Here is a 23,574-nt window from a genome sequence, read left to right as displayed (position 1 = left end):
CACACATGGTGTGACGCCCTTGCCGCAGCATCAGTAGATTTCCGGCACGTACATGTCCGCTGGCACCGGATGGCGGATGTAATCCTCATTCCGGACGCGGCCCGGCAGGTCGATCGGCTCCTTCGGCACGGTTTCATAGGGCACCTGAGAGAGGAGATGGGCGATCATGTTGAGGCGCGCCTTCTTCTTGTCGACGGCCTGCACCACCCACCAGGGCGCTTCCGGAATATGCGTGCGCTGAAGCATGTCTTCCTTCGCGCGCGTGTAATCTTCCCAATGGACGCGGCTTTCGAGGTCCATCGGCGAGAGTTTCCACTGCTTCAACGGATCGTGGATGCGCATCTTGAAGCGGAATTCCTGTTCCTCGTCAGTGATCGAGAACCAGTATTTCAGAAGGATGATGCCGGAACGCACCAGCATGCGTTCGAATTCCGGCACCGAACGGAAGAACTCCTCCAGCTCGTCCGGCGTGCAGAAGCCCATGACGCGTTCGACACCGGCACGGTTGTACCAGGAGCGGTCGAACAGCACCATTTCGCCGGCAGTCGGCAGATGGGCTGCGTAGCGCTGGAAATACCACTGGCTCCGCTCACGTTCGGTCGGCGCGGGAAGCGCGACGACGCGGCAGACGCGGGGATTGAGACGCTGGGTGACGCGCTTGATGGCGCCGCCCTTGCCGGCGGAATCCCGGCCTTCGAAAAGCACGACCATCTTCAGCTTCTTGTGCTGCACCCAGTCCTGAAGGCGGACGAGTTCATGCTGGAGGCGGAAGAGCTCGCGGAAATAGATCTTGCGGTCAAGTGAAGGTTCGGCGGGCTCGGACATGCCCTCCGCGACCAGTTCGTCCAGCCGGTCTTCCTCCATCTGCATTTCCAGCTCTTCATCGAAGCTGTCGGCAATCTCGTCCTTGATGCGGTTGAGCTGGTCTTCAATGGGTTCGGACATCTCACATCCCTCCGTTTGGAAGATGAGATCAACCACGTTTCCGCGAAAACTTTATGACAGGGATGCGACAGCTTCCCGACGGTGTTATTCGATTGCCGATTTTGCGGAAAACTGCTATCTGAGCGGCCATGGGATCGAAATTCGGATGCCTTGCGAACCATATTGTCGTGCTGCAGGACCACAAGCGCCTGCCGGCACGCTTTTTCGCGCGTGTTTCCGGGGCGCTTTGCGACCGACTTAGCTGACCTTATCAGCTTCCGGGCAGCGGACAGCTGCCGACACCCATTCCCGTATTTCATTCAGCTGAACGGATAGCAGCCATGAGCGCACAGCACATTGCCCCTCGCACCCTTTACGACAAGATCTGGGACGACCACGTCGTTTCGACCGACGAGAACGGCACCTGTCTTCTCTACATCGACCGTCACCTCGTTCACGAAGTGACGTCGCCGCAGGCTTTCGAAGGCCTCCGCATGGCCGGCCGCAAGGTCCGCGCCCCGGAAAAGACGCTCGCCGTCGTCGACCACAACGTGCCGACCACCGCCGACCGCCACGAAGGCATCAAGAACGAGGAAAGCCGCATCCAGGTGGAAGCGCTTGCCCAGAACGCCCATGACTTCGGCGTCGAATATTATTCCGAAAAGGACGTCCGCCAGGGCATCGTCCACATCGTCGGCCCGGAGCAGGGCTTCACCCTGCCGGGCATGACCATCGTCTGCGGTGACAGCCACACTTCGACGCATGGTGCTTTCGGTGCGCTGGCGCACGGCATCGGCACCTCCGAGGTCGAGCATGTGCTCGCCACCCAGACGCTGGTGCAGAAGAAGGCGAAGAACATGCTGGTGCGCGTCGACGGCCAGCTGCCGGAAGGCGTCACGGCCAAGGACATCATCCTCGCCATCATCGGCGAGATCGGCACCGCGGGCGGCACCGGCCATGTCATCGAATTCGCCGGCGAGGCGATCCGCTCGCTCTCCATGGAAGGCCGCATGACGGTCTGCAACATGACGATCGAAGGCGGCGCCCGCGCTGGCCTGATCGCGCCCGACGAAAAGACCTTCGAATACATCAAGGACAAGCCCCGCGCCCCGAAGGGCAAGGCCTGGGACATGGCGCTCGACTACTGGAAGACACTGCATACGGAAGAAGGTGCGCATTTCGACAAGGTCGTGGTGCTCGATGCCGCCAACCTGCCGCCGATCGTCTCCTGGGGCTCCTCGCCGGAAGACGTCGTTTCGGTCCAGGGCGTGGTTCCGAACCCGGATGAGATCCAGGACGAAACGAAGCGCGCTTCCAAGTGGCGCGCGCTGGACTATATGGGTCTGAAGCCGGGCACCAGGATCACCGATATCGCGATCGACCGCGTCTTCATCGGCTCCTGCACCAATGGCCGCATCGAAGACCTGCGCGCCGCAGCCAAAGTCGTCGAGGGCCGCAAGGTCGCCTCGACCGTTTCCGCGATGATTGTCCCGGGCTCGGGCATCGTCAAGGAACAGGCGGAAGCCGAAGGCCTCGACGTCATCTTCAAGGATGCCGGTTTCGAATGGCGCGAACCGGGTTGCTCCATGTGCCTTGCAATGAACGACGACCGCCTGAAGCCGGGCGAGCGCTGCGCTTCCACATCGAATCGCAACTTCGAAGGCCGCCAGGGTTACAAGGGTCGCACGCATCTCGTCTCGCCGGCCATGGCCGCCGCCGCCGCGATCGCCGGCCATTTCGTCGATATCCGCGAGTGGAAATAAGCCACTCGCGGAATGCAAAGAGGCTCTGTCTCCGCCGCCACGCTCGGGCAGGTCCCGAGCGTCTGCCGCGATTGGATTGATTGGGACGGCTTGAATCCTTGAGACAATCCGAGGATGACAGAAACGAAGATGCCCGGCCTCAGCGCCGGGCATCTTCGTTTCAGGTGCCCTCACCCCAGCACTCGCACCACCGTCCCCCTCCGCATGAAGCGGATAAGTCGTTTCATATCCGTCAGGCTGACCGCAATACACCCCGCAGTCGGCTGGTAACCCGGCTTGATGAGATGAAAAAAGATCGCCGAGCCTCTATGGCGTTTGCGCGACGTGATGTTCCAGTCGAGCACGAGGCAGACGTCATAGAGCCCGTCAGCCCGCATCATCTCCTCATGGCTTGAGCGGAAGGGATTTTTCACCTGTCGATTATAGGCCGGGTGATCCGGCTGGTCGCACCATGCCATGTCCTTGCGGATGCGTTTCATCGGCAAGGCCGTCGGCGGAAGCCGGACCCGCTCTCCGCGTGTAAAGCCGTAAAGAACACGCATCGCGGCGACCGGCGTCGCCCCGTCCCCCTCCCGTTTGAGCGGCGTGGTGCCAGAACGCCCGAGCGCGGCAGGCACTGTCATCCCACCGAACGAAACGATCGCCCGTCGCCGGTCTCGAGGTGCGGCCCGAACGGTGATGACGGCAGAGCTTTTATGATTTCCCTCGCGAAAACGTTGCATTTCTCTCACAAGGTTTTGCTTTGAATATGATTTCGTTTGAATTCATAGCACGTTGGGATTTAGATCGAGGAGCCCTAAATGCGCTTCGATTGACTGCAATGACAGTCGGAAAGCAACGGCGAGACGAAAGGCAAGAACGCATGGCAGCGCGCACGATACTCCTGGTGGACGACGACGACGATCTGCGCGAGACGCTTGTCGAGCAGCTGTCGTTTTATGACGAGTTCGCGATCCTCCAGGAAGCCAATGCCGCCAAGGCGCTGGGTACCGCCAAGGGCGCCCAGATCGATCTCCTGATCATGGATGTCGGCCTGCCCGACATGGATGGCCGCGAGGCCGTGAAGCTGCTCCGCAAGAACGGCTTCAAGGCGCCGATTATCATGCTGACCGGCCATGACACCGATTCCGACACGATCCTTGGCCTGGAAGCTGGCGCCAACGACTATGTGACGAAACCGTTCCGCTTCGCGGTGCTGCTCGCCCGCATCCGTGCCCAGTTGCGCCAGTACGAGCAGAGCGAGGACGCAACGTTCACCGTCGGCCCCTATCTCTTTAAGCCGAGCCAGAAGCTCCTGACCACCGACGACGGCAAGAAGATCCGGCTTACCGAAAAGGAAGCCGCGATCATCCGCTACCTCTACCGCGCCGGACAGAAGGTCGTGACGCGCGACGTGCTGCTGGAAGAGGTCTGGGGCTATAATTCCGGCGTCACCACCCATACGCTCGAAACCCATGTCTATCGTTTGCGGCAGAAGATCGAACGCGACCCCTCGAGCGCCGAGATCCTCGTCACCGAAAACGGCGGCTATAAGATCGTCCCGTAAACCCCGCGCCGGAAGCCGATTCATGTCGCTCACCGAAGATATCCGTCTGCTTTCCCAGGTGCCCCTCTTCCGGGACATGAACGAGGATCAGCTGCGCCTTGTCGCCTTCGGTGCGGAGAGGCGGCAGGTGGCGCCCGGCCAGGAACTTTTCCGGGAGAAATCGCCGGCGGAATCGGCTTTCATCGTTGCGCGCGGGCGCTTTGAACTCCTGATGAGCGGCCGCAACGGCGAGGTTAAGGTGGAAGCGACCGTCGGTCCCGGCACGCTGCTGTCCGAGCTTGCGCTGGTCACCATGGTGGAGAGAAAGTTCACCGCCGTGGCAATCGACGATGCGGAAGCGATGAAAATCAGCCGCACCCTCTTCCACCGCCTGCTGGAGGAATATCCGCAGGTCGGCCGAATGATCGAGAACCGGATCAAGGACAATATCGCCGGCCTCGCCAAGGCAGCGGCGGCGATGCAAGGCCGGTTTGCCTGATCCGGACCGTGCGCCCCTCACCTTGCCCTCTTCCGCACGTGGCTCGAAGGCTGGCTTCAGCCGCGGGCTTCCAGGAGCACAGGGGCTCGATCGAGGAAAGCACGAGATCGCGCAGCGACCAGAGATGGTCGGCGCCACAACTCCACCGGGTATAGATTTTCTCCGGCTCCGGCGCTTGACGTGGCAGGCAACGACGATCACCCATTACGGGTTGCGATAAAGCGCCAGTCGGCCACGGCGGCATGGCGATGGGGCGCAGCGCGCGTCGCATAGTCTGGATGGTCAAGGATCCTTCTGAGGTCGTCGAAACTCTTGTAGCGCACGATTACGATATCGTGCCAGGCTTCTTGCGGAGCCGCCAACACGCCATGCAGCCAGCGCCCCGCATAGACCAGTTCCGTGGTTATCTGAAGCTGCGCCGCAATCTCGCGGAACACGCCCGCATAGCCCTCGTAATAGGCGCTGCGGACGCTCGTCTTCTTGTCCGGGAAGCTCTCCGAATATACGGGCTGCTCGTGGAAAGAGAGCAGGTTCACCATAACGACGGGGCCGGAGCCGATGACATGGCTTGCCTCATTGATAACATCCATAGAAAACCTATTGGCCATCGATTAACCTTTCTGACATTTTTTGTTATAATGTCAGTTATTGACGTTTTATGTCAGTTTGTCAAGATGGTCGCATGATTACAAAGGTTGAGAAAGAGGCGCGGGCTCTCAGAAGCGCGGAAGATGTGTTTACGCGGTATGGCTATGCGCGCACCACCATGGGTGACATCGCTGCGGCCGCGGGCATGTCACGTCCGGCGCTTTATCTCCTCTTTCCGGACAAGGATGCGATCTTCACCCGGGTCATCGAGGAAATGGACAGGCGAACCTTGGCCGGGATCGAGACGGCGTTGCGGGAGATAGCACCCTTGCGCGAAAAGCTGTTATATGCCTGTAGCGTCTGGGGTCTGCACGGCATGGAATTGGCCGCTGCGCATCCCGACGCCGCAGATCTGTTCGATCTGCGGTTTGTCGCAGTTCGCCAAGTCTATGCGAACTTCCAGGCTCTGCTGGTTCGGCTCCTGAGCGATACTCTGGCGCAGTCGGATCTCGGCGCGACGCCCGAGGATGTAGCCTGCGCCATGACCTACGGCATGCGGGGCCTTCGCCATGCCTGCTCCAGCGTGGAGGAGATGAGGCACATGATCCATGTGCATGTCGAAGCCTATTCCAAGGCATTGCAGGCGACGGAAGGCGTTTCGTGAAGGTGCCTTTGGGGCACTGATCTCCTTCGGGAATAAGAGCTGTCCTAAAACTTGAACACCGCCGTCACCGGCACGTGGTCGGAGGGCTGGTTCCAGCCGCGGGCTTCCTTCAGCACGTCGATACGGTCGAGGAATGGCCCGAGGTCGGGCGACGACCAGATATGGTCGAGCCGGCGGCCCTTGTCGGCCGCTTCCCAGTCCTTGGCGCGGTAGCTCCACCAGGTGTAGATCTTGGTCGGTTCCGGTGTGTGCTGGCGCATCAGGTCAAGCCAGCCGCCCCTTGCGATGACCTCTTTCAGGCCGTCGGTCTCGACCGGCGTATGGCTGACGATCTTCAGGAGCTGCCTGTGCGACCAGACGTCGTGCTCCAGCGGCGCAATGTTGAGGTCGCCGACGAGGATCGACGAAATGCCCGGCATGGCGTCCGCCTTCAGCGCTTTCATCTCTTCCACGAAATCCAGCTTATGGCCGAATTTCGGATTGATCGTCCGGTCCGGCTCGTCGCCGCCGGCCGGAACGTAGAAATTATGAAGACGGATGCGCCGCGAGCTGCGCTCGAAGATCGCCGAGATGTGCCGGGCATCGCCGACGTTGCAATAATTCTGGCGATGGTCTTCGAGAAGCGGCACCTTGGAGGCGATGGCAACGCCGTGATAGCCCTTCTGGCCATGGATGATGATATGCTGGTAACCCAGATCCTTCAGCGGCTGCAGCGGAAATTCCGGCTCCTGGCATTTGATTTCCTGCAGGCACAGGATGTCCGGCTTGTGGCGGACGAGGAACTGCTCGACGATAGGCATGCGCAGCCGCACGGAGTTGATGTTCCAGGTGGTAACGGAAAACGTCATGTTCAAAACCTCGATGTCCGGCCGAGGTTTAGGAAATTTTCCCCATCCTGAGAAGCAAAAAGGGCTGCGCCGGAAACGCAGCCCCACATTCCTTGCGGAAACTCCGATGATCAGCCCTTGCGGACGTCCTCATAGGGGATAGTGAAGACCTTTTCATCGAGGTTGACGCCGTTCTGGACGTTGTAGATCATCACCGACGTGTCCTTGTTCTGGGCGTCGGTGATCGTCCACTGGCGAAGGTCGTAGGTCTTCGAATCGAACATCATGGTGATCGTCGAATCGCCGAACACGGTCTTGTTGCCGAGCACGATCGTGGTGATGTCGGATTCTTCCTTCACGTCGCGCACCATCTGATTGCCGAGATCGATACGGCTCGCGAGGAGCAGGCTGAGCGGCGTCTTGGAGAGCGGATAGATATCCCAGGTCTTGAGCTTCAGATTGCCTACGACGACATTCTTGCCGTCGGCAATGACGCGGATCGGCGACGGGTCCTCGAAATTGAAGCGCAGCTTGCCGGGCCGCTCGATATAGAACTTGCCACCGGTCTGTTCGCCGCGCGGGCCGAACTGCACGAACTCGCCCATCATGGTTTTGACCGAGGAAAAGTGGTCGGCGATCTTTTGCGCCGCGGCGGATGACTGGGCAAAACCCAGTCCGGGCGCGAGAGCGGTCGCAGCAAGCCCCATCAGGCCGAGCGAAAACTGCCGGCGTCCGATGGCGCCGGCTGCGATATTCGAAAGGATGGATTTTTCTTGTGTCATTCTGGTCTCCTTCCCTTTATCTCTCGGCATCAAAGGCGGCGGCTTGATGACAAAACCGCACAATCACGAAAGCCTTACCGATCGAGCACGTCGCCTTCGGTCGGCACCAGGATTTCGCGCTTGCCGGCATGGTTCGCCGGCCCGATCAGCCCTTCCTGCTCCATGCGCTCGATGAGCGAGGCAGCCCGGTTATATCCTATTCCCAGGCGGCGCTGGATATAGGACGTCGAGGCCTTGCCGTCACGCAGCACGATCGCAACGGCCTGATCATACGGATCGTCCGAATCCGAAAGGTTCGATGTGCCGGCCGGGCCGCCACCCTCGTCCTCGTCGTCTTCGTCCGCCGTGATCGCATCGAGATATTGGGGCGCGCCCTGCGTTTTCAAGTAGGCGACGATGTCCTCGACCTCGGTATCGGAAACGAACGGGCCGTGGACACGCTGAATCCGGCCGCCACCGGCCATGTAGAGCATGTCGCCCATGCCGAGCAACTGTTCGGCGCCCTGCTCGCCAAGGATGGTGCGGCTATCGATCTTCGACGTGACCTGGAAGGAGATGCGGGTCGGGAAGTTCGCCTTGATCGTGCCGGTGATGACGTCGACCGAAGGACGCTGGGTCGCCATGATGACGTGGATGCCGGCGGCACGCGCCATCTGCGCCAGGCGCTGTACGGCGCCTTCGATATCCTTGCCGGCCACCATCATCAGGTCGGCCATTTCGTCGATGATGACGACGATATAAGGGATCGGCGCCAGATCGAATTCCTCGGTCTCGTAGATCGCCTCGCCGGTATGGCGGTCGAAGCCGGTCTGCACGGTGCGGGTCAGCACCTCGCCCTTTTCCATCGCCTGTTCGACGCGGCTGTTGAAGCCGTCGATGTTGCGAACGCCGATCTTCGACATCTTCTTGTAGCGCTCTTCCATCTCGCGGACGGTCCACTTGAGCGCAACGACGGCCTTCTTCGGATCGGTGACGACCGGCGACAGGAGATGCGGAATGCCGTCATAGACCGAAAGCTCGAGCATTTTCGGATCGATCATGATCAGGCGGCACTTCTCCGGCGTGTAGCGGTAGAGCAGCGACAGGATCATTGTATTGATGGCGACGGACTTGCCGGAACCGGTAGTGCCGGCGACCAGCAGATGCGGCATCTTGGCGAGATCGGCAACGACCGGCTCACCGCCGATCGTCTTGCCGAGCGCCATGGCGAGCTTGGCCTTGCTGCCCTCGAAATCCTTCGAACCGATCATCTCGCGCAGATAGACGGTCTCGCGGGTGCGATTCGGCAATTCGATGCCGATCGCGTTGCGGCCGGGCACGACGGCGACGCGGGCGGCAATCGCGCTCATCGAGCGGGCAATATCGTCCGCAAGCCCGATGACACGGGATGACTTGATGCCGGGCGCAGGCTCAAGTTCGTAAAGCGTGACGACCGGGCCAGGGCGGACATGGATGATCTCGCCCTTGACGCCGAAATCTTCCAGCACCCCTTCCAGCAGCCGGGCGTTCTGCTCCAATGCGTCGGCGGAGAGCGACGCATCACGAGCGACGGCTTTCGGCTCGTTCAGCAGGTGGACGGACGGGAGCTGGAAACCTTCGGGCGAAAGGAAGGTCGCCTGCGCCTCGCGGCCGACGCGGGCGCTCGGCTTCGGCGGCGCTGCAGCGGGAACCACGCGAGGCTGGGCGCGGCCCCCGACCGGCTGCGGCGCACGGGACGCCACGAACGGCATGTCGTCGTCATCGTCATCCGCCAGGATGCCGGTCGGACGCGGCGGCATGTCGCTCATGTCGAACGGCGGATCGTCATCGTAGTCGTCATCGGCGTCATGCGCCGAGATCGGCGGAGCAGCCACGATCCGCCGCGCGCCGGCAGCCCTTTCCGCTAGGCCGTCGAGCGACGGTTCCATGCGTCGGCCGGACGCGGCGGAGGCGGCCTTGGCGCGGACCGGCTCGTTCAGGGTGCCGAACTCGTCCTCGTTGAAATCGTAGGGCTGGTCGAAGCTCATGCGGACCTGCGGCCTGATGCCGGCAAGCCTGCGCAGACGCGCCTGGGCAATGTACCAGTAATGCGTGATGGCGCCGAAGGCCAGGAGGTTCGAGAGGCGGGTGAGAAGACCGTCCTCATCGTCCTCCTCCTCGGCTTCCTCGCGCCGCGAACGGATTTTCGCTGCGACCACCGGCTGATCCTCGTCGTCGGTCTCGTCTTCAAAGGCTTCACCGACAAGGCCGGAAGCAAACAGCATCAGCCAGATGCAGGGAATGGTGAAGATGCAGCCGAGCACCATCGCGACCATGCCGGTCGGATAGGCGCCGACGAAAAGCGCGGGAAACCTGAGAATCATATCGCCGATCACGCCGCCGATGCCATTCGGGATCGGCCAGGTGAGCGGCGCAGGAAAACAGCCCAATGTTGCCGACGCAAGCAGCGTGCCGCCGCCCCAGGCGGCAAGCCGCGCGGGGATCCGATCGTACTTGCGCCCGGAAATCAGCGCCAGCGACAAGGCAAGCACGGGCAGCAGGGCGACGAGGCTCGCCAGCCCGAGGAACTGCATCATCAGGTCGGCGAAGGCCGCGCCTGCAAAACCGAGGATGTTGGTGGGTGCGTTGTCGGTCGCGTAAGAGAAGCTCGGATCGGCGACATTCCAGGTGGCGAGCGCGGCCACCGCGAGAGCCAGCGCGAGGAAGACGCCGAAACCGATCAGCGCCAGCGTCTGCCGCCACACGAAGGCCGTCAGCGCGAAGCGGGTGGACCGGTTTGCCATGACCGCTGAACTGCTTCTGCCCATCCGTGTCTACCCGCTGTCTCAAGAAACGCAACTCATGGCGCGAATCACCGGCCGCCTGCCGATTCACGCAATTCCAGCGGAGCATAGCGCGACGATGGTTAAGACGCCTTTAACCTCAACGAATGGTGAACAGCGGAAAACGGCGCAATAAAAGCCCGGACCGAAGTCCGGGCAAAACGGCCCTGCATGCAGGGTCAACGGAATGGGGAGGGCGGCGGCAATCCGCCGCCCGGAAACCCCAGGATTACGAGTGATAGGCAGCTTCGCCGTGGGTTGCGAGATCGAGGCCTTCGCGCTCGGCTTCGACGGTCACACGCAGGCCGACGATCAGGTCGACGATCTTGTAGAGGATCGCGGAGCCGATACCCGACCACAAAAGCGTGACGATGACGCCCTTGAGCTGGGCCCATACCTGGCCGGCAGTGCCCTGATAGGTCGCGGCGAAGTCCGCCGTCGAGTAGTCGACGATGCCCGCCCCGCCGAGAGCCGGATTGACGAACACGCCCGTGAGGATCGCGCCGATGATGCCGCCGATGCCGTGAACGCCGAAGACGTCGGCGGTATCGTCGTAACCGAACTTGTTCTTCACCGTCGAAACGAAGAAGTAGCAGACCGGCGAGACGATGAGACCCATGATGATGGCGCCCATCGGACCGACGAAGCCGGCAGCCGGAGTGACAACGACAAGACCGGCAACGGCACCAGAAGCAGCACCCAGCATGGAAGCCTTGCCACGGCCAAAGGTTTCGACCAGTGACCAGCTGACGATGGCAGCGGCGGTTGCAACGAAGGTGTTGATCATTGCAAGAGCAGCGTAGGCATTTGCTTCGAGGTTGGAGCCGGCATTGAAGCCGAACCAGCCGACCCACAGAAGCGAGGCGCCGACCATGGTGAGCGTCATCGAATGCGGAGCCATCATGTCCTTGCCGAAGCCGGTGCGCTTGCCGACCATGATGGCGCCGACGAGACCTGCGATACCGGCATTGATGTGAACGACGGTGCCGCCTGCGAAATCGATCGCGCCGAAGCCAAAGATGAGGCCGGTCGGGCCGTCATAGGCGCTCGGGCCGCCCCAGAACCAAACCATGTGCGCCATCGGGAAATAGATGAAGGTGAGCCACAGGATGGTGAAGAGGATGACCGCCGAGAACTTGATGCGCTCTGCGAAGGCGCCGACGATCAGCGCAGGCGTGATGGCTGCGAAGGTCATCTGGAAGCAGACGAAGGCGAGTTCCGGAATGGCCGCGCCCTTGGTGAAGCTCTCCGACATCGTCGTCGTATCGACGCCGGCGAGGAACATCTTGGAGAAGCCGCCGACGAAGCTGTTCAGCGAGCCGCCGTCGGTGAAGGCGAGCGAGTAGCCGTAGGTGACCCAGACGATCATCGCGACGGCGGCGATCATCATCACCTGCATCAGCACCGACAGCATGTTCTTGGTGCGGACGAGACCGCCATAGAAAAGGGCAAGGCCCGGCACGATCATCAGGAGGACGAGAATGGAGGAAATCAGCATCCAGGTGGTATCGCCCTTGTCGACCGTCATGGCCGGAGCTGCGGGGGCCGCCGGCGCTGCGGCCGTCTGCGCAAAGGCGACGGCCGGTGCCATCACCGCCGCAGCTGCGGCGCCGAGGCGTCCGAGAATGGAAATCTTGTTAAATTGCATAGCTTGAAAACTCCCCTGTCAGCCGTGCTTAAAGCGCTTCTGTGTTGGTTTCGCCGGTACGGATGCGCACGGCCTGCTCGATCGAATAGACGAAGATCTTGCCATCCCCGATCTGGCCGGTCTTGGCGGACGAGGCGATCGCATCCACGGCCTTTTCGACGAGGTCGGAGGGGACGGCGATTTCGATCTTCAGCTTCGGCAGAAAACTTACGGCATATTCCGTGCCGCGATAGATTTCGGTGTGTCCCTTCTGGCGTCCGTAACCTTTGACTTCGGTAACGGTCAGGCCCTGGATACCGACAGCCGTGAGGGCTTCGCGCACCTCATCCAGCTTGAACGGCTTGATAATGGCCATCACGATTTTCATCTGGCTTCCCATCCTTTGTTTGTCTTCGGCACAGCGGCCGACTCTCCTCATCGTCGTCAGATCATGACAGCGACTGGCGAGTTACATTCAAAGGGCGTGCCAGATTCAAATAGGGCAATAAGTTATTGAAATATAAAAGGTTATAAAAAGGGCGCCAAGAAACAGGCATTTGAGCGGCGCAAAAGCGGCCAAAATCTGTGCAATTTGCGAAAATTGCACATAAATTATGCGTCTGCCTTTTTCCGAATCAATCCTTCCTGGGCGACGGACGCAATCAGCGTGCCGGAACGGCTATAAATGCTGCCGCGCGTCATCCCGCGCGCGCCGGAGGCGCTCGGACTGTCCTGCGTATAGAGAAGCCAGTCGTCGAATGTGACGGGTCTGTGAAACCACATCGCATGGTCGAGGCTCGCTGCCTGGAGCCTGGGATCGAAGATCGACGTGCCGTGCGGATAAAGCGAGGCATCGAGCAGCGTCATGTCGGAAAGATAGGCAAGCACGGCGGCCTGGTAGTGGCGGTCGGTCGGCACCGAGCCGGTCGTCCGCACCCAGATGTCCTGGCGAGGATCCAGCTTGTCCTTGGTGAGATAATGGACGAGAGAAGTCGGCCTGATTTCGATCGGCCGCTCCCGCAGCCAATAGCGACGAACGTTTTCCGGCGCCTTGGGCAGGAAAAGCTCCTTGAACTCCTTCTCGCCCATCAGGTCTTCCGGCTGGGTGACGAACGGCATGTCGATCTGGTGATCATAGCCTCCTTCTTCGGTCTGGAAGGAGGCGGACATGGAGAAGATCGCCTTGCCATGCTGCACGGCCACAACGCGCCGGGTCGTGAAGCTTGACCCGTCGCGAATACGCTCCACCTGATAGAGGATCGGCACGGATGGGTCGCCGGGGCGCATGAAATAGGCATGCAGCGAATGCACGAAACGATCGGCATCCACGGTGCGTTGCGCCGCCATGAGAGCCTGGGCGATCACCTGGCCGCCGAACACCCGCTGCCAGCCCGCGTCGGGGCTCACGCCGCGATAGAGATTATGCTCCAGCGTTTCGAGATCGAGCGTCGCGATCAGCGTCTCCATGGCGGACTTCTCTGCGATGGAGGGCGATTCGGTCTGGCGCGACATTATGACGGTCTCCGGCAATAGGAAGCGGGTGCGGGATGATCTATATGCATGGCATGATATTCTCAAGTCTCAGGGGAGTTTGAACCGATGCTGGACATGCTGGTTGTAGGGGGCGGTTACGTGGGTCTCGCCGCCGCGGTGGCGGTCAAGCAGGCGGCTCCGCATCTCACGGTCGAAGTGATCGAGGCCGCCCCCGAACATGTCTGGCAGAAGGATGAGCGGGCGTCGGCGGTCATCTCGGCTGCGACGCGTATGCTCGAAGTGCTTGGCGTCTGGCACGAGATCGCCGCGGACGCCCAGCCCATCAACCGGATGATCGTCACCGACAGCCGCACGTCCGATCCCGTTCGTCCGGTCTTCCTGACGTTCGACGGCGAGGTCGAGGAGGGACGACCCTTCGCCCATATGGTACCGAATGTCGTCATAGTGCGGGCGCTGCGGGGCGCTGCCGAACGGCTCGGCATCACAATCCGCCACCGTCTTTCCGCGACCGGCTTCCAGACAGGCAGCACCCGCTGCACGGTGACGCTTTCGGATGGATCGGCAATCGAAACCCGCCTTCTCGTCGCCTGCGACGGCGTGCGTTCCAAGCTGCGCGACATGGCCGGCATCAAGACCGTGACCTGGGACTACGGCCAGTCCGGCATCGTCGCGACCGTCGCGCATGAGCGGCCTCATGAGGGCGTGGCGGAAGAACATTTCCTGCCCTCCGGTCCCTTCGCGATCCTGCCGCTCACCAACAACCGCTCATCGCTGGTCTGGACCGAGCGCACCCCCGAGGCGGAGCGGCTGGTCGCTTCCGACGACCTGCTGTTCGAAGAAGAATTGCAGCGCCGTTTCGGCCATAAGCTCGGCGAATTGCAGGTGGTCGGAGGCCGGAAGGCCTTTCCGCTCGGCCTGACGCTCGCCCGCGCCTTCGTGGCACCGCGTTTGGCGCTTGCAGGTGATGCGGCGCATGGCATCCACCCGATTTCAGGCCAGGGCCTCAATCTGGGTTTCAAGGATGTCGCGGCACTCGCGGAAACGGTGGTTGAGGCGGACCGGCTGGGGCTCGATATCGGCGCGCTCAACGTGCTCGAACGCTACCAGTCCTGGCGGCGTTTCGACACGTTCCGCATGGGGGTGACGACCGACGTGCTGAACCGGCTGTTCTCGAACGACATAACCCCGATCCGCATCGCCCGCGATTTCGGCCTCGGCGTGGTCGAGCGCCTGCCGCGACTGAAGAGCTTCTTCATCGAGCAGGCAGCGGGGAAGAGCGGAGCCGATGGGCCGAGGCTGCTCGCCGGCGAGGCAATCTAGGTTTTTCGAAATTGCCCTCGACCGCCTGCCGGCACCTTTCCCGCCCGTAGGGAGAAGTTGGTCGGCAGACCGGTGAAGGACAAGATCCCTCAATCCTCTATCTTGCGAGCCTCGGAAATCAGCATGATCGGAATGCCGTCGCGAATGGGATAGGCAAGCTGCGCCCGTTGCGAGATGAGCTCGTTGGTCTCGCGATCGAAGGACAGCCGGCCCTTGGTCAGCGGACAGACGAGCAAATCGAGCAGTTTCGGATCGACCTTGCTGAGCTTTTCGTCCATGTTTCCGCCTACTGGAGAACCGTGTCGGAATCGCTGAAACCCCGCGCCAGGAAGATTTCCGTAATCGCGATCAGGGTTTCCGCGCGCGTCTTCAGATCCGGCGCTTCGAGCAGCGCCTGTTTTTCCGCTGGACCGAAAGGCGACATCATGGAAAGCGAGTTGACGAGCGTGCGGTTGCCGGCGCGCTCGACGCTTTCCCAGTCCGCCTCAAGCTTGTTGGCGTCGAGATAGGCACGGAAGACGCGCAGAAGCTCGACGCGATCGACGGTGGCCTCGTCGTCGTCTTCCGCCGAAAGATCCGCCAGGAAAGGCGCGATCCTGAACGTACGGAAGGGATGCCCCTCCCCGATCTCGTCAAGCAGGCGAAACCGGCAGATGCCGCTGATCGAGGTGATGTAGCGGCCGTCGCCGGTTTCCGCAAACGAGGTGATGCGACCGATGCAGCCAACGGTCGAAAGCGCCGGTCGCGGCCCCTCCGCAGCTCCTTGAGGCTCCAGAAGCGACGGCTGTACAATGCCGATCAGCCGGTCGCCCGCGAGCGCCGCATCGAACATTGCCAGATAACGCGGCTCGAAAACGTTGAGGGGCAATTGCCCGCCCGGCAGAAGCAGCGCGCCGGTGAGAGGGAATACCCGCACCGTCTCCGGCAAGTCTTCCCGCTTCAGATATCTTGCATTTCCCACATGCATGGGTCCGACACCTCCCAGACCACCGGCCCAGACCGCCAAAAATCGCCGCTCGTCATAATGTGGAGCAGCCATCCGAGAACGCAAGACCGACCCCGCGGGATCGGCCGCGATTACGAAAACAGGATGGAGGACAGGCGCCGGCGAGCCGCAATGGTTGCAGGATCCTTCGGCCCCCAGACCTCGAAGAATGCCAGGAGCTGACGGCGCGCGCCGTCGTCGTCGAAAGCACGATCCTTCTTCATGATCAGCAGCAGATGTTCGGCGGCCTCATCCCGCTTGCCTTCGACATTGCGGATCTTGGCAAGCTTCAGGCGGGCCTCGTGATTGTCCGGATGCATGGCGAGGTCGTGCTCCAGCGCCACCGGATCGCCAAGCTTGCGAGCCTCCTCGATCTGCTCGAGCTTTTTGGCCACCGCCTGGATCGCCGGCTCCTTGGCAAGCTCTTCCGGGATGGACGCGAGCATCTGGCCGGCGCGCGCGGTCTCGCCCATGGCGATCAGGCACTGCATCATGCCGGCCGCAGCCTTGGCATTTTCCGGATCGGCCTGCAGCACGGCACCGTAAAGCTGAGCGGCCCCCTGCACATCGCCGCCGGCAAGCAGCGTCTCTGCCTCGCCGAGCACCGCCTCGATCTCCGCGGCCTGGTCGGCGCCCGGAGGTCCTGCCAGCTTGTCGATGAACTGGCGGACCTGGCTTTCCGGAACGGCACCCATGAAGCCGTCGACCGGACGGCCATCGACGAAGGCGATGACGGCCGGGATCGACTGGATGCCGAGCTGGCCGGGGATCGACGGATGATCGTCGATGTTCATCTTGACGAGTTTCACCCGGCCCTGACCCTCGTTGACGACCTTTTCAAGCACGGGAGTCAGCTGCTTGCAGGGACCGCACCACGGCGCCCAGAAATCGACCAGAACCGGCTGGCGACGGGACTCTTCGAGAACGTCCTTGGTGAAGCCCGCCGTGCTGGTATCCTTGATATGGGAACCGTCGGCAGCGGTGGCGGCAGAAGCGGCGCCGTAGCTCGCCGACACGTTCATCTGGCCGCCGTAGGAGCTACCATAGGGGTTGTCTCTGCCGCTCATGAATGTTCTCCCGGAACGCTTGGTATCGCTGGCTATCTTTGGCTGCAAAGATCGTATGTCAGTCTGTCACTTTCAAGACAAGCGGCGTGTGACCCGTCGCCTCAAGAAAACGGATGAGATCGTCGCGGCCGATGGATGTCGTCGCATCGTTGGAGAGCGGATGGCCGTTGATGACGTCGTGTTTCATCAACTCCTCGTCGAGCACGAAAGTCACTTCCCTGCCCGTATCGTTGAAGGCGCCGAAAACAGTGACCGAACCCGGAACGACGCCGAGATATTCGAGAAGCTTTTCCGGCCGGCCGAAGGAGACCCGGCCCGCCGCCCCGATGACCTTGTGAACCGTCTTCAGGTCGACCGTCGCGCGCTCTTCGACGGTCAGCACGAAATAGCGGTCCTTCTTGTCCTTGACGAAGAGATTTTTTGTGTGCCCGCCGGGGATTTCGTCCCGCAGGCTTTCGGATTCCGCAACGGTGAAGACGGGCGGATGGGTCGTGGTCGAATGGGAAATGTTGAGGCTGTCGAGGAAACGGAACAAATCCTCGGCGGTCTTGGGTGCGGTCTCGGTCATGCGTGGAATGCTCTGTTGGCGGGTTTGGCAACTATAACCGCAAGGCCTCATCTGGCCAAGCGAGCGCACACTATCTTGTGAACAGCTTGACCTTGTACGATGGTCGACCATCTCACCATATGTGGAAAATCGGAATCCCGCACGCTGCGGGCATGTCCGCATCTGCTTGATAAAAATAACCATTCTCATTCACTCAACTTTTTTGACGCCGAGTTTTTCGCGTACGCAGTGTCGGCTCCGGCCGATGGCATCAGCTTCCATTTTCCATCTGCCGGCAGAGCCGCCGGCCTCTCATACGAAAGGTCCGACCATGGTCACCTTCACGCTCAACGGCCAGGAACGAACGTTCGACGGCGACGCCGACACCCCTCTCCTGTGGGTCATCCGCGATTTCGAAAAACTCACAGGTACAAAATACGGCTGCGGCGTCGCCCAGTGCGGCGCCTGCACCGTCCATCTCGACGGCATGCCGCGGCGTTCCTGCGTAACGCCGATTTCGATGGTCGACGGTTCGGAAGTCATCACCATCGAGGGCATTTCCGGCAAGGAAGCCGACGCCGTCAAAACCGCCTGGGCCGGCCTCGATGTGCCGCAATGTGGTTACTGTCAGTCGGGGCAGGTCATGTCGGCCGTCGCCCTTCTCCAGATGGTGCCGAAGCCTACCGACGCGGATATCGACGGCGCGATGGCCGGCAACATCTGTCGATGCGCCACCTACCATCGTATCCGCGCCGCAATCCACAACGCCGCCAATTCGATGGAGGGCTGAGCCATGACCATTCAGGATATCAGCACCACCCGCCGCGGCTTCATCGCCGGCTCCGGCCTCATCATCGGTGTGGCGATCGCGCCGAAATTCGCATCTGCCGCTGCAACCGGCGTGCAGGCAGGCGGCGATCCGGCGTTAAAGCCGATGAACGCCTTCGTGAAGATCGGTACCGATGACACAGTGACCGTTCTTTCCAAACATATCGAATTCGGCCAGGGCCCGTTCACCGGCCTTGCGACGCTCGTCGCCGAGGAACTCGACGCCGATTGGAGCCAGATGCGCGCCGTGCATTCGCCGACCGACAACAAAGTCTATGCGAACCTTTCCTTCGGCCTGCAGGGCACCGGCGGATCGAGCTCGATCGCCAATGCCTACGAGCAGATGCGCAAGGCCGGCGCCACGGCGCGCGCCATGCTGGTCGCGGCAGCTGCCGACGAATGGAAGGTGCCGGGCTCCGAGATCGCCGTCGAGAAGGGCCGCATCAGGCACGCCGCCTCCGGCAAGGAAAGCGGTTTCGGAGCGTTCGCCGAAAAGGCGGCGCTTCGGGCACCGCCGGCCGAACCGAAGCTGAAGGATCCCAAGGTCTTCACGCTGATCGGCACCGACCTGCCGAAGCTCGACACCCATGGCAAGACCAATGGCACGGCGATCTTCACGCTCGACATCACGCCGGACAACCTCTTGATTGCCGTCGTCGCTCATCCCGAACATTTTGGCGCTGCGGTGAAAAGCTTCGACGCCACGGAAGCGCGGAAGGTGCAGGGCGTCGTGGACGTGAAGCAAGTGCCCTCTGGCGTTGCCGTTTATGCGGACAACACGTTTGCCGCGCTCAAAGGGCGCGACGCGCTGAGCATCGAATGGGATCTGTCCAAAGCCGAAACCCGCTCCTCGGAAGAACTCGCTGCGGACTATGTGAAGCAATTCCGCGAACCGGGCCTCGAAGCGACCAACAAGGGCAATGTCGACGACGCCTTCAAGGCGCCCGGCCTGCAGACGGTGGAAGCCGAAATCGTCTTCCCCTTCCTTGCCCACGCTCCGATGGAGCCGCTCGACGCCGTCTTCATCAAGGCCGCGGATGGTTCGGTAGATATCTATAACGGCGCCCAGTTCCCGGCCATGGACCAGCAGGTCGCGGCAAAGATTCTCGGGCTGGAGGAATCAAAGGTGCGGGTCAACACCCAGCTTGCCGGCGGTAGTTTCGGCCGCAAGGCCCAGTTCGGCTCGCCCTACATGCAGGAAGCGGCTGCCGTATATGCCGCAAGCGGAGGCAACCGGCCGCTGAAACATATGTGGACCCGCGAGGACGACATCCGCGGCGGCTTCTATCGCCCGATGTATGCCCACAGGATGCGCGGCGCCATCAATGCCGACGGGCAGATCACCGCCTGGGAACAGGTGATCGTCGGCCAGTCGATCATGGGCAAGGCCGATCTCGATCCGACCTCGGTCGAGGGCGCCTCGAACCTGCCTTATGCGGTCCCCAACCTCAAGGTGACCTCCCATAACGTGAACCTGGTCGTCCCGCCGCTCTGGTGGCGCTCGGTCGGTCATACGCATACCGGCTTTGCGGTCGAGACCTTCGTCGATGAACTCTTCCAGAAGATCGGCCGCGATCCGGTCGAAGGGCGCCTCGCGCTGCTGAAGGAAGAGCCGCGCCATGCGGGTGTGCTCCGGAAGGCGGCCGAGATGGCGGACTGGGGCTCCAAGGTGCCGGAGGGCCGCTCCCGCGGCGTCGCGGTGGTGGAGAGCTTCAACACCTATGTCGGCCAGGTCGTCGAGGTCTCGATCGGGCCGGAAGGTGCGCCGCGCGTCCACAAGGTCTGGTGCGCGGTCGATTGCGGTGTCGCCGTGAACCCGAACGTCATCAAGGCGCAGATGGAAGGCGGCATCGGCTACGGCCTCGGTGCGGTCCTCTTCGACGCGGTGACGCTCGGCAAGGGCGGCAGGATCGTCCAGTCGAACTTCCACGACTACCGGTCGATCCGCATCAACGAGATGCCGGACGTGGCGGTGGAGATCATCAAGTCGTCCGAAAAGCCGAGTGGCGTCGGCGAACCCGGCGTGCCGCCGGTCGGCCCGGCGGTCGCCAATGCCTGGCGGCGCCTCACCGGCGCGCCGGTCAGGCAGCTTCCGATCGTCAACATCGTTTCGGCCTAACGACCAGGATGAGGATCAAACACCGATGAAGTTCAAACTCGCTTTCACCGGCGTTGCCGCCGCCTGTCTGTTCATGACCGCCGGCACGGTGTTTTCGCCGATATCGGTCGCCCAGGATGCCGGTTCGAAGAGCCTCCGGCCTGCCTCTTCCTTCCAGTCGATCGCCAACCAGGAGCAGCGCTCGGCGGCGCTCTTCCAGGAGGCCGGCAAGGTCATCCAGCATCCCCGCTGCATCAACTGTCACCCGGCCACCGACCGGCCGCTGCAGGGCGCCAGCATGCATCCGCACCAGCCACCGGTCTTCCGCGGCGATGGCGGCATGGGCCTGCCCGGCATGCAATGCACCACCTGCCATAGTGCCGAGAACACGCCGGTCGTCGGTCAGGCCGATACGATCAAGAGCATCCCGGGCAATCCCGCCTGGCATCTCGCACCGATCGAAATGGCTTGGGCCGGCAAGACGCTCGGCCAGATCTGTCAGCAGATCAAGGACCCGGCCCGCAACGGCGGGATGACCATGGACAAGCTGGTCGAGCACATGGCGCATGACGAGCTGGTCGGCTGGGGCTGGGAGCCGGGCGCCGGACGCGAGCCGGTGCCAGGCACTCAAGCCGAATTCGGCGAACTGATCAAGGCCTGGGTCGATACGGGCGCCGCCTGCCCCGCATCCTGATGCTCATGCCGCCGGTTCTCCACACGGGAACCGGCGGTCTGACCTTAGGTTTCCAATGGGTTTGGCGTCTCCTAAATTTTTCTTCACAACAATCGTCATTTCCCTGTTGCATTTGAAAAAAGTCTGGGCCATATAGCGCCCGTCGCCGGCAACGAGCCGCGGCGCCCCGGTCAAGCTCACTACCACGGACCGGCGGATTGATGAGCGGGTGTAGCTCAGTGGTAGAGCACAACCTTGCCAAGGTTGGGGTCGAGGGTTCGAATCCCTTCGCCCGCTCCAGTTTCCTAGCAAGATACACTGTCTGAAGCCTGCTATCGGGCTGTTTCCAATATCATTTCGATAAAAACGCAGCCGGTCGAATCGGCCGCGCTTTCGTCGGGAGCTCTCGGATCAGGCGGCGCGGGCACGATGTCGGCCGGCAGAAGAATTTCCGGCACTCGTGGTGAACCGCGCCATCATATCGGCGAGGCTGTCGGTTTCCTGGGTGAGATTCTGCGCGGCGGCGGTCGTTTCTTCCACCATCGCGGCGTTCTGCTGGGTGACCTTGTCCATCTGGTCGGCGGAGGCTGAAACCTCGCGCAAGCTTTCCGCCTGTTCGTTGGTGCTCGAGGTGATCGTGTTGACAAAGCTGCTCATCTGGGCGACCTCGGCGACGATCTCTTCGAGCGACGTGCCCGAGGCGGTGACGAGGTCGACCCCCTGCTTGACCTGCGCCGAGGATGTCGAGATCAGTGCCTTGATCTCCTTTGCGGCATCGGCCGAACGCTGAGCAAGTCCGCGGACCTCCTGAGCGACGACGGCAAAACCGCGACCGGCCTCACCGGCACGGGCCGCCTCGACGCCGGCGTTCAGCGCAAGAAGATTGGTCTGGAAGGCGATGTCATCGATAACGCCGATGATCTTCGAAATCTCTTCGGAAGAATTCTCGATGCCATCCATGGCCTCGATCGCCTGGGCGACGATCGCGCCGCCGCGCTGTGCCTTCTCCTGCGCCGCAGCCGCAACACCCTGGGCACGGCTTGCGCCGGTAGCACTCTCCTTGACCGCGGAGGTCACCTGGCCGAGTGCCGCCACCGTTTCCTCCAGGCTCGCGGCCTGCTGTTCGGTGCGCTTGGCAAGGTCGTTGGAAGCGATGGAGATTTCCTGCAGGCCGGCGCGGATCGTCGACACGGCGCCGACGACCGAGCCGATCGCCTGTTCGAGATTGGTGACCGAACTGTTGAACTTGGCGCGAATCGGTTCGAACTCGGAAGCAACCATCCGGTCCATGCGCACTGTCAGGTCACCGCTCGCAAGCCGGTTGAAGCCATCCTCGATCGCATGCACGAAGGCGCGCAGATCCTCGGCCTTGGCATTGTCGATGGCAGCCTGCCGTTCGCGCTGGTTTTCCTGGGCAGCGCGGGCTTCCGCGGTCTCGCGCTCCAGACGGACATTCTCGTTGGCGGATTCCTTGAAGACCTGCACCGCGCGCGCCATGGCGCCGACCTCATCTTGGCGGTCCTGTCCGGTTACCTCAGCGGAAAGGTCGCCGGCTGCGAGCCTCGCCATGGTATCGGTGAGGCGACGAACGGTTCCGCCGAGGGAGCGGGCAAAAACCAGGAAACCGACCAGGGACAGGATCGAGACGACGACGCTGCCGGCAACCGTCATCCAGATGGCGGTCTCGCTTGCGGTGACGAGCGACGTGATGTCCGAAGCGATCTCCAGGACGCCGACTTTGGCACCGGAGAAATCGAGCAGCGGGACACCTTCTATTGCGAAATACTTGTCCCCGACCTGTGCGTAACGGCGAACCTTGCCGCTGTCATAGGCCTGCTGCAGTTCGACGGCTGTCAGGATCGGATCGCCGGGATAGGTGGAAGCCTGTTTGTCGAACTTGCCCTCGCCCTTGGTATAGAGCGCTACGTTCGCATTCACTTCCTTCGAGATGCGCGAGAAATAGCTGTCGACAAGTTTGAGGCCGACATCGACCACGCCCACGACCTTGCCGTCCCTGACGACCGGCGCCGTCGCGAACAGGCTGACGGCCGTGCGGCCGGTTTCCACGCCCGCAACCAGCTTGTTGCCGCTGAGCGCAGTCGCCACCATCTTGCGCCGCGCCTTGATATTGTCGCCGAAGACATCCGGATCATGCACACGGGCCACGACATCGGCCGCCGCGGTGCTGAAGGTGATCATCTCCAGGCTGCTCGCCTCCTTCACCGCCTTCATGGCAGAATAGCGGGCAAGAAGACCCGGCCGGTCGTTGGCAAGGATCAGCGGCGCCGTATCCGGCAAGGCTGCGACGGTCAGGGCCAGCGCGGAGGCCGCACGTTTCTGCGCCGTCATATCGCCCTCGACGACGGCAAGGTCGCTTTCGAGCTCGGTCTGCAGCGCCTTTTCCGTCATCTGGGACTGGCGTTCCCAGGCCAACACGCCGATCACACCGCTAGCGAAAAGCACGGCTGCAAACCCGAAGAAGGTAAGCCGCCTGGAAAGCGGTTTCTTGATGATGACCTCGTCCATATATCCCTCAAGTGGTGTTCGGCACAACAGAAAGCA

The 23,574-nt window shown here is 61.9% G+C and carries 23 protein-coding genes and 1 tRNA gene; 10 read left to right on the top strand and 14 right to left on the bottom strand.

The window, feature by feature from the left end:
• Positions 1-30: 30 nt before the first annotated feature.
• The gene (gene ppk2, locus DMO26_RS24970; RefSeq protein ID WP_117194902.1) at positions 31-945 is read right to left on the bottom strand and encodes a polyphosphate kinase 2; all 915 of its coding nucleotides are present in this window, start codon (positions 943-945) and stop codon (positions 31-33) included.
• A 320-nt stretch (positions 946-1,265) separates the two neighbouring features.
• On the opposite strand from ppk2, the gene leuC reads away from it, so the two are divergent.
• A complete protein-coding gene (gene leuC, locus DMO26_RS24960; protein WP_117194899.1) occupies positions 1,266-2,687 on the top strand; it encodes a 3-isopropylmalate dehydratase large subunit in 1,422 nt (473 codons plus the stop codon).
• Between the two features lie 170 nt (positions 2,688-2,857).
• On the opposite strand, the gene DMO26_RS24955 is transcribed toward leuC, so the two are convergent.
• Positions 2,858-3,409: a L,D-transpeptidase family protein gene (locus DMO26_RS24955; RefSeq protein WP_117194897.1), complete on the bottom strand. Its 552-nt coding sequence runs from the start codon at positions 3,407-3,409 to the stop codon at positions 2,858-2,860.
• A 140-nt stretch (positions 3,410-3,549) separates the two neighbouring features.
• Between DMO26_RS24955 and DMO26_RS24950 the strand changes: the two genes are divergently transcribed.
• Together DMO26_RS24950 and DMO26_RS24945 are read left to right on the top strand one after the other, a co-directional pair.
• Complete coding sequence (locus DMO26_RS24950) at positions 3,550-4,233, top strand: response regulator transcription factor (protein ID WP_117194896.1); 684 nt, start codon at positions 3,550-3,552, stop codon at positions 4,231-4,233.
• A gap of 22 nt (positions 4,234-4,255) precedes the next feature.
• Positions 4,256-4,711: a cyclic nucleotide-binding domain-containing protein gene (locus DMO26_RS24945; RefSeq protein ID WP_117194894.1), complete on the top strand. Its 456-nt coding sequence runs from the start codon at positions 4,256-4,258 to the stop codon at positions 4,709-4,711.
• 197 nt (positions 4,712-4,908) lie between these two features.
• On the opposite strand, the gene DMO26_RS24940 is transcribed toward DMO26_RS24945, so the two are convergent.
• On the bottom strand, positions 4,909-5,301 hold the full coding sequence (locus DMO26_RS24940; RefSeq protein WP_226951417.1) for a DUF1330 domain-containing protein: 393 nt from the start codon (positions 5,299-5,301) through the stop codon (positions 4,909-4,911).
• Between the two features lie 92 nt (positions 5,302-5,393).
• On the opposite strand from DMO26_RS24940, the gene DMO26_RS24935 reads away from it, so the two are divergent.
• Positions 5,394-5,963: a TetR/AcrR family transcriptional regulator gene (locus tag DMO26_RS24935; protein WP_117194892.1), complete on the top strand. Its 570-nt coding sequence runs from the start codon at positions 5,394-5,396 to the stop codon at positions 5,961-5,963.
• Between the two features lie 44 nt (positions 5,964-6,007).
• On the opposite strand, the gene DMO26_RS24930 is transcribed toward DMO26_RS24935, so the two are convergent.
• The 3 genes from DMO26_RS24930 to DMO26_RS24920 all read right to left on the bottom strand — a co-directional run bounded on the left by DMO26_RS24930 (position 6,008) and on the right by DMO26_RS24920 (position 10,358).
• Entirely contained in the window at positions 6,008-6,811 is an 804-nt protein-coding gene (locus DMO26_RS24930) for an exodeoxyribonuclease III (protein ID WP_117195135.1), read from the bottom strand.
• A 110-nt stretch (positions 6,812-6,921) separates the two neighbouring features.
• Complete coding sequence (locus tag DMO26_RS24925) at positions 6,922-7,572, bottom strand: outer membrane lipoprotein carrier protein LolA (RefSeq protein WP_117194890.1); 651 nt, start codon at positions 7,570-7,572, stop codon at positions 6,922-6,924.
• A 74-nt stretch (positions 7,573-7,646) separates the two neighbouring features.
• Complete coding sequence (locus DMO26_RS24920; RefSeq protein ID WP_117194889.1) at positions 7,647-10,358, bottom strand: FtsK/SpoIIIE family DNA translocase; 2,712 nt, start codon at positions 10,356-10,358, stop codon at positions 7,647-7,649.
• On the opposite strand from DMO26_RS24920, the gene DMO26_RS33845 reads away from it, so the two are divergent.
• On the top strand, positions 10,333-10,509 hold the full coding sequence (locus DMO26_RS33845) for a hypothetical protein (protein ID WP_162895054.1): 177 nt from the start codon (positions 10,333-10,335) through the stop codon (positions 10,507-10,509). The two genes, DMO26_RS24920 and DMO26_RS33845, sit on opposite strands and share 26 nt — an antisense overlap.
• Positions 10,510-10,602: 93 nt before the next feature.
• Here DMO26_RS33845 and DMO26_RS24915 read toward each other — a convergent pair whose 3' ends face one another.
• The 3 genes from DMO26_RS24915 to tesB form a co-directional block, all read right to left on the bottom strand.
• On the bottom strand, positions 10,603-12,021 hold the full coding sequence (locus DMO26_RS24915; protein ID WP_117194887.1) for an ammonium transporter: 1,419 nt from the start codon (positions 12,019-12,021) through the stop codon (positions 10,603-10,605).
• 28 nt (positions 12,022-12,049) lie between these two features.
• A complete protein-coding gene (locus DMO26_RS24910) occupies positions 12,050-12,400 on the bottom strand; it encodes a P-II family nitrogen regulator (protein ID WP_117194885.1) in 351 nt (116 codons plus the stop codon).
• A gap of 212 nt (positions 12,401-12,612) precedes the next feature.
• A complete protein-coding gene (gene tesB, locus DMO26_RS24905) occupies positions 12,613-13,512 on the bottom strand; it encodes an acyl-CoA thioesterase II (RefSeq protein ID WP_117194883.1) in 900 nt (299 codons plus the stop codon).
• Positions 13,513-13,599: 87 nt separating this feature from the next.
• Here tesB and DMO26_RS24900 point away from each other — a divergent pair, with 87 nt between their 5' ends.
• A complete protein-coding gene (locus DMO26_RS24900; protein WP_117194881.1) occupies positions 13,600-14,814 on the top strand; it encodes a ubiquinone biosynthesis hydroxylase in 1,215 nt (404 codons plus the stop codon).
• 89 nt (positions 14,815-14,903) lie between these two features.
• Here the strand turns inward: DMO26_RS24900 and DMO26_RS24895 are convergent, their stop codons facing one another.
• From DMO26_RS24895 to DMO26_RS24880, 4 genes are all read right to left on the bottom strand, one after another.
• A complete protein-coding gene (locus tag DMO26_RS24895) occupies positions 14,904-15,092 on the bottom strand; it encodes a Trm112 family protein (RefSeq protein WP_117194879.1) in 189 nt (62 codons plus the stop codon).
• Between the two features lie 8 nt (positions 15,093-15,100).
• Entirely contained in the window at positions 15,101-15,781 is a 681-nt protein-coding gene (locus DMO26_RS24890) for an LON peptidase substrate-binding domain-containing protein (protein ID WP_117194878.1), read from the bottom strand.
• A 110-nt stretch (positions 15,782-15,891) separates the two neighbouring features.
• On the bottom strand, positions 15,892-16,866 hold the full coding sequence (trxA, locus tag DMO26_RS24885) for a thioredoxin (RefSeq protein WP_117194876.1): 975 nt from the start codon (positions 16,864-16,866) through the stop codon (positions 15,892-15,894).
• 58 nt (positions 16,867-16,924) lie between these two features.
• Positions 16,925-17,434 carry a prolyl-tRNA synthetase associated domain-containing protein gene (locus tag DMO26_RS24880; protein ID WP_117194874.1) on the bottom strand — a complete coding sequence of 170 codons (510 nt, stop codon included), beginning with the start codon at positions 17,432-17,434 and terminating at the stop codon, positions 16,925-16,927.
• A 310-nt stretch (positions 17,435-17,744) separates the two neighbouring features.
• On the opposite strand from DMO26_RS24880, the gene DMO26_RS24875 reads away from it, so the two are divergent.
• From DMO26_RS24875 to DMO26_RS24860, 4 genes are all read left to right on the top strand, one after another.
• A complete protein-coding gene (locus DMO26_RS24875; protein ID WP_117194873.1) occupies positions 17,745-18,203 on the top strand; it encodes a (2Fe-2S)-binding protein in 459 nt (152 codons plus the stop codon).
• A 3-nt stretch (positions 18,204-18,206) separates the two neighbouring features.
• The gene (locus DMO26_RS24870) at positions 18,207-20,360 is read left to right on the top strand and encodes a xanthine dehydrogenase family protein molybdopterin-binding subunit (protein WP_117194872.1); all 2,154 of its coding nucleotides are present in this window, start codon (positions 18,207-18,209) and stop codon (positions 20,358-20,360) included.
• Between the two features lie 25 nt (positions 20,361-20,385).
• Positions 20,386-21,033: an Isoquinoline 1-oxidoreductase subunit gene (locus tag DMO26_RS24865; RefSeq protein WP_117194871.1), complete on the top strand. Its 648-nt coding sequence runs from the start codon at positions 20,386-20,388 to the stop codon at positions 21,031-21,033.
• 204 nt (positions 21,034-21,237) lie between these two features.
• Positions 21,238-21,312: transfer RNA gene (locus tag DMO26_RS24860), tRNA-Gly, on the top strand.
• 111 nt (positions 21,313-21,423) lie between these two features.
• Here DMO26_RS24860 and DMO26_RS24855 read toward each other — a convergent pair.
• The gene (locus DMO26_RS24855; protein ID WP_117194870.1) at positions 21,424-23,538 is read right to left on the bottom strand and encodes a methyl-accepting chemotaxis protein; all 2,115 of its coding nucleotides are present in this window, start codon (positions 23,536-23,538) and stop codon (positions 21,424-21,426) included.
• Positions 23,539-23,574: the final 36 nt, after the last annotated feature.

The organism is Rhizobium terrae, assembly GCF_003425685.1.
GTDB lineage: Bacteria > Pseudomonadota > Alphaproteobacteria > Rhizobiales > Rhizobiaceae > Neorhizobium > Neorhizobium terrae.
Note: the sequence above shows the minus strand (reverse complement) of the source record. Positions and strands in the feature narration are given on the sequence as shown.

Bases quoted from the DNA above. Each gene is read 5' to 3' on its own strand.
- ppk2 (WP_117194902.1), bottom strand. From the start codon at position 945: ATGTCCGAACCCATTGAAGACCAGCTCAACCGCATCAAGGACGAGATT.
- leuC (WP_117194899.1), top strand. From the start codon at position 1,266: ATGAGCGCACAGCACATTGCCCCTCGCACCCTTTACGACAAGATCTGG.
- DMO26_RS24955 (WP_117194897.1), bottom strand. From the start codon at position 3,409: ATGCAACGTTTTCGCGAGGGAAATCATAAAAGCTCTGCCGTCATCACC.
- DMO26_RS24950 (WP_117194896.1), top strand. From the start codon at position 3,550: ATGGCAGCGCGCACGATACTCCTGGTGGACGACGACGACGATCTGCGC.
- DMO26_RS24945 (WP_117194894.1), top strand. From the start codon at position 4,256: ATGTCGCTCACCGAAGATATCCGTCTGCTTTCCCAGGTGCCCCTCTTC.
- DMO26_RS24940 (WP_226951417.1), bottom strand. From the start codon at position 5,301: ATGGATGTTATCAATGAGGCAAGCCATGTCATCGGCTCCGGCCCCGTC.
- DMO26_RS24935 (WP_117194892.1), top strand. From the start codon at position 5,394: ATGATTACAAAGGTTGAGAAAGAGGCGCGGGCTCTCAGAAGCGCGGAA.
- DMO26_RS24930 (WP_117195135.1), bottom strand. From the start codon at position 6,811: ATGACGTTTTCCGTTACCACCTGGAACATCAACTCCGTGCGGCTGCGC.
- DMO26_RS24925 (WP_117194890.1), bottom strand. From the start codon at position 7,572: ATGACACAAGAAAAATCCATCCTTTCGAATATCGCAGCCGGCGCCATC.
- DMO26_RS33845 (WP_162895054.1), top strand. From the start codon at position 10,333: ATGACCGCTGAACTGCTTCTGCCCATCCGTGTCTACCCGCTGTCTCAA.
- DMO26_RS24920 (WP_117194889.1), bottom strand. From the start codon at position 10,358: ATGGGCAGAAGCAGTTCAGCGGTCATGGCAAACCGGTCCACCCGCTTC.
- DMO26_RS24915 (WP_117194887.1), bottom strand. From the start codon at position 12,021: ATGCAATTTAACAAGATTTCCATTCTCGGACGCCTCGGCGCCGCAGCT.
- DMO26_RS24910 (WP_117194885.1), bottom strand. From the start codon at position 12,400: ATGGGAAGCCAGATGAAAATCGTGATGGCCATTATCAAGCCGTTCAAG.
- tesB (WP_117194883.1), bottom strand. From the start codon at position 13,512: ATGTCGCGCCAGACCGAATCGCCCTCCATCGCAGAGAAGTCCGCCATG.
- DMO26_RS24900 (WP_117194881.1), top strand. From the start codon at position 13,600: ATGCTGGACATGCTGGTTGTAGGGGGCGGTTACGTGGGTCTCGCCGCC.
- DMO26_RS24895 (WP_117194879.1), bottom strand. From the start codon at position 15,092: ATGGACGAAAAGCTCAGCAAGGTCGATCCGAAACTGCTCGATTTGCTC.
- DMO26_RS24890 (WP_117194878.1), bottom strand. From the start codon at position 15,781: ATGCATGTGGGAAATGCAAGATATCTGAAGCGGGAAGACTTGCCGGAG.
- trxA (WP_117194876.1), bottom strand. From the start codon at position 16,866: ATGAGCGGCAGAGACAACCCCTATGGTAGCTCCTACGGCGGCCAGATG.
- DMO26_RS24880 (WP_117194874.1), bottom strand. From the start codon at position 17,434: ATGACCGAGACCGCACCCAAGACCGCCGAGGATTTGTTCCGTTTCCTC.
- DMO26_RS24875 (WP_117194873.1), top strand. From the start codon at position 17,745: ATGGTCACCTTCACGCTCAACGGCCAGGAACGAACGTTCGACGGCGAC.
- DMO26_RS24870 (WP_117194872.1), top strand. From the start codon at position 18,207: ATGACCATTCAGGATATCAGCACCACCCGCCGCGGCTTCATCGCCGGC.
- DMO26_RS24865 (WP_117194871.1), top strand. From the start codon at position 20,386: ATGAAGTTCAAACTCGCTTTCACCGGCGTTGCCGCCGCCTGTCTGTTC.
- DMO26_RS24855 (WP_117194870.1), bottom strand. From the start codon at position 23,538: ATGGACGAGGTCATCATCAAGAAACCGCTTTCCAGGCGGCTTACCTTC.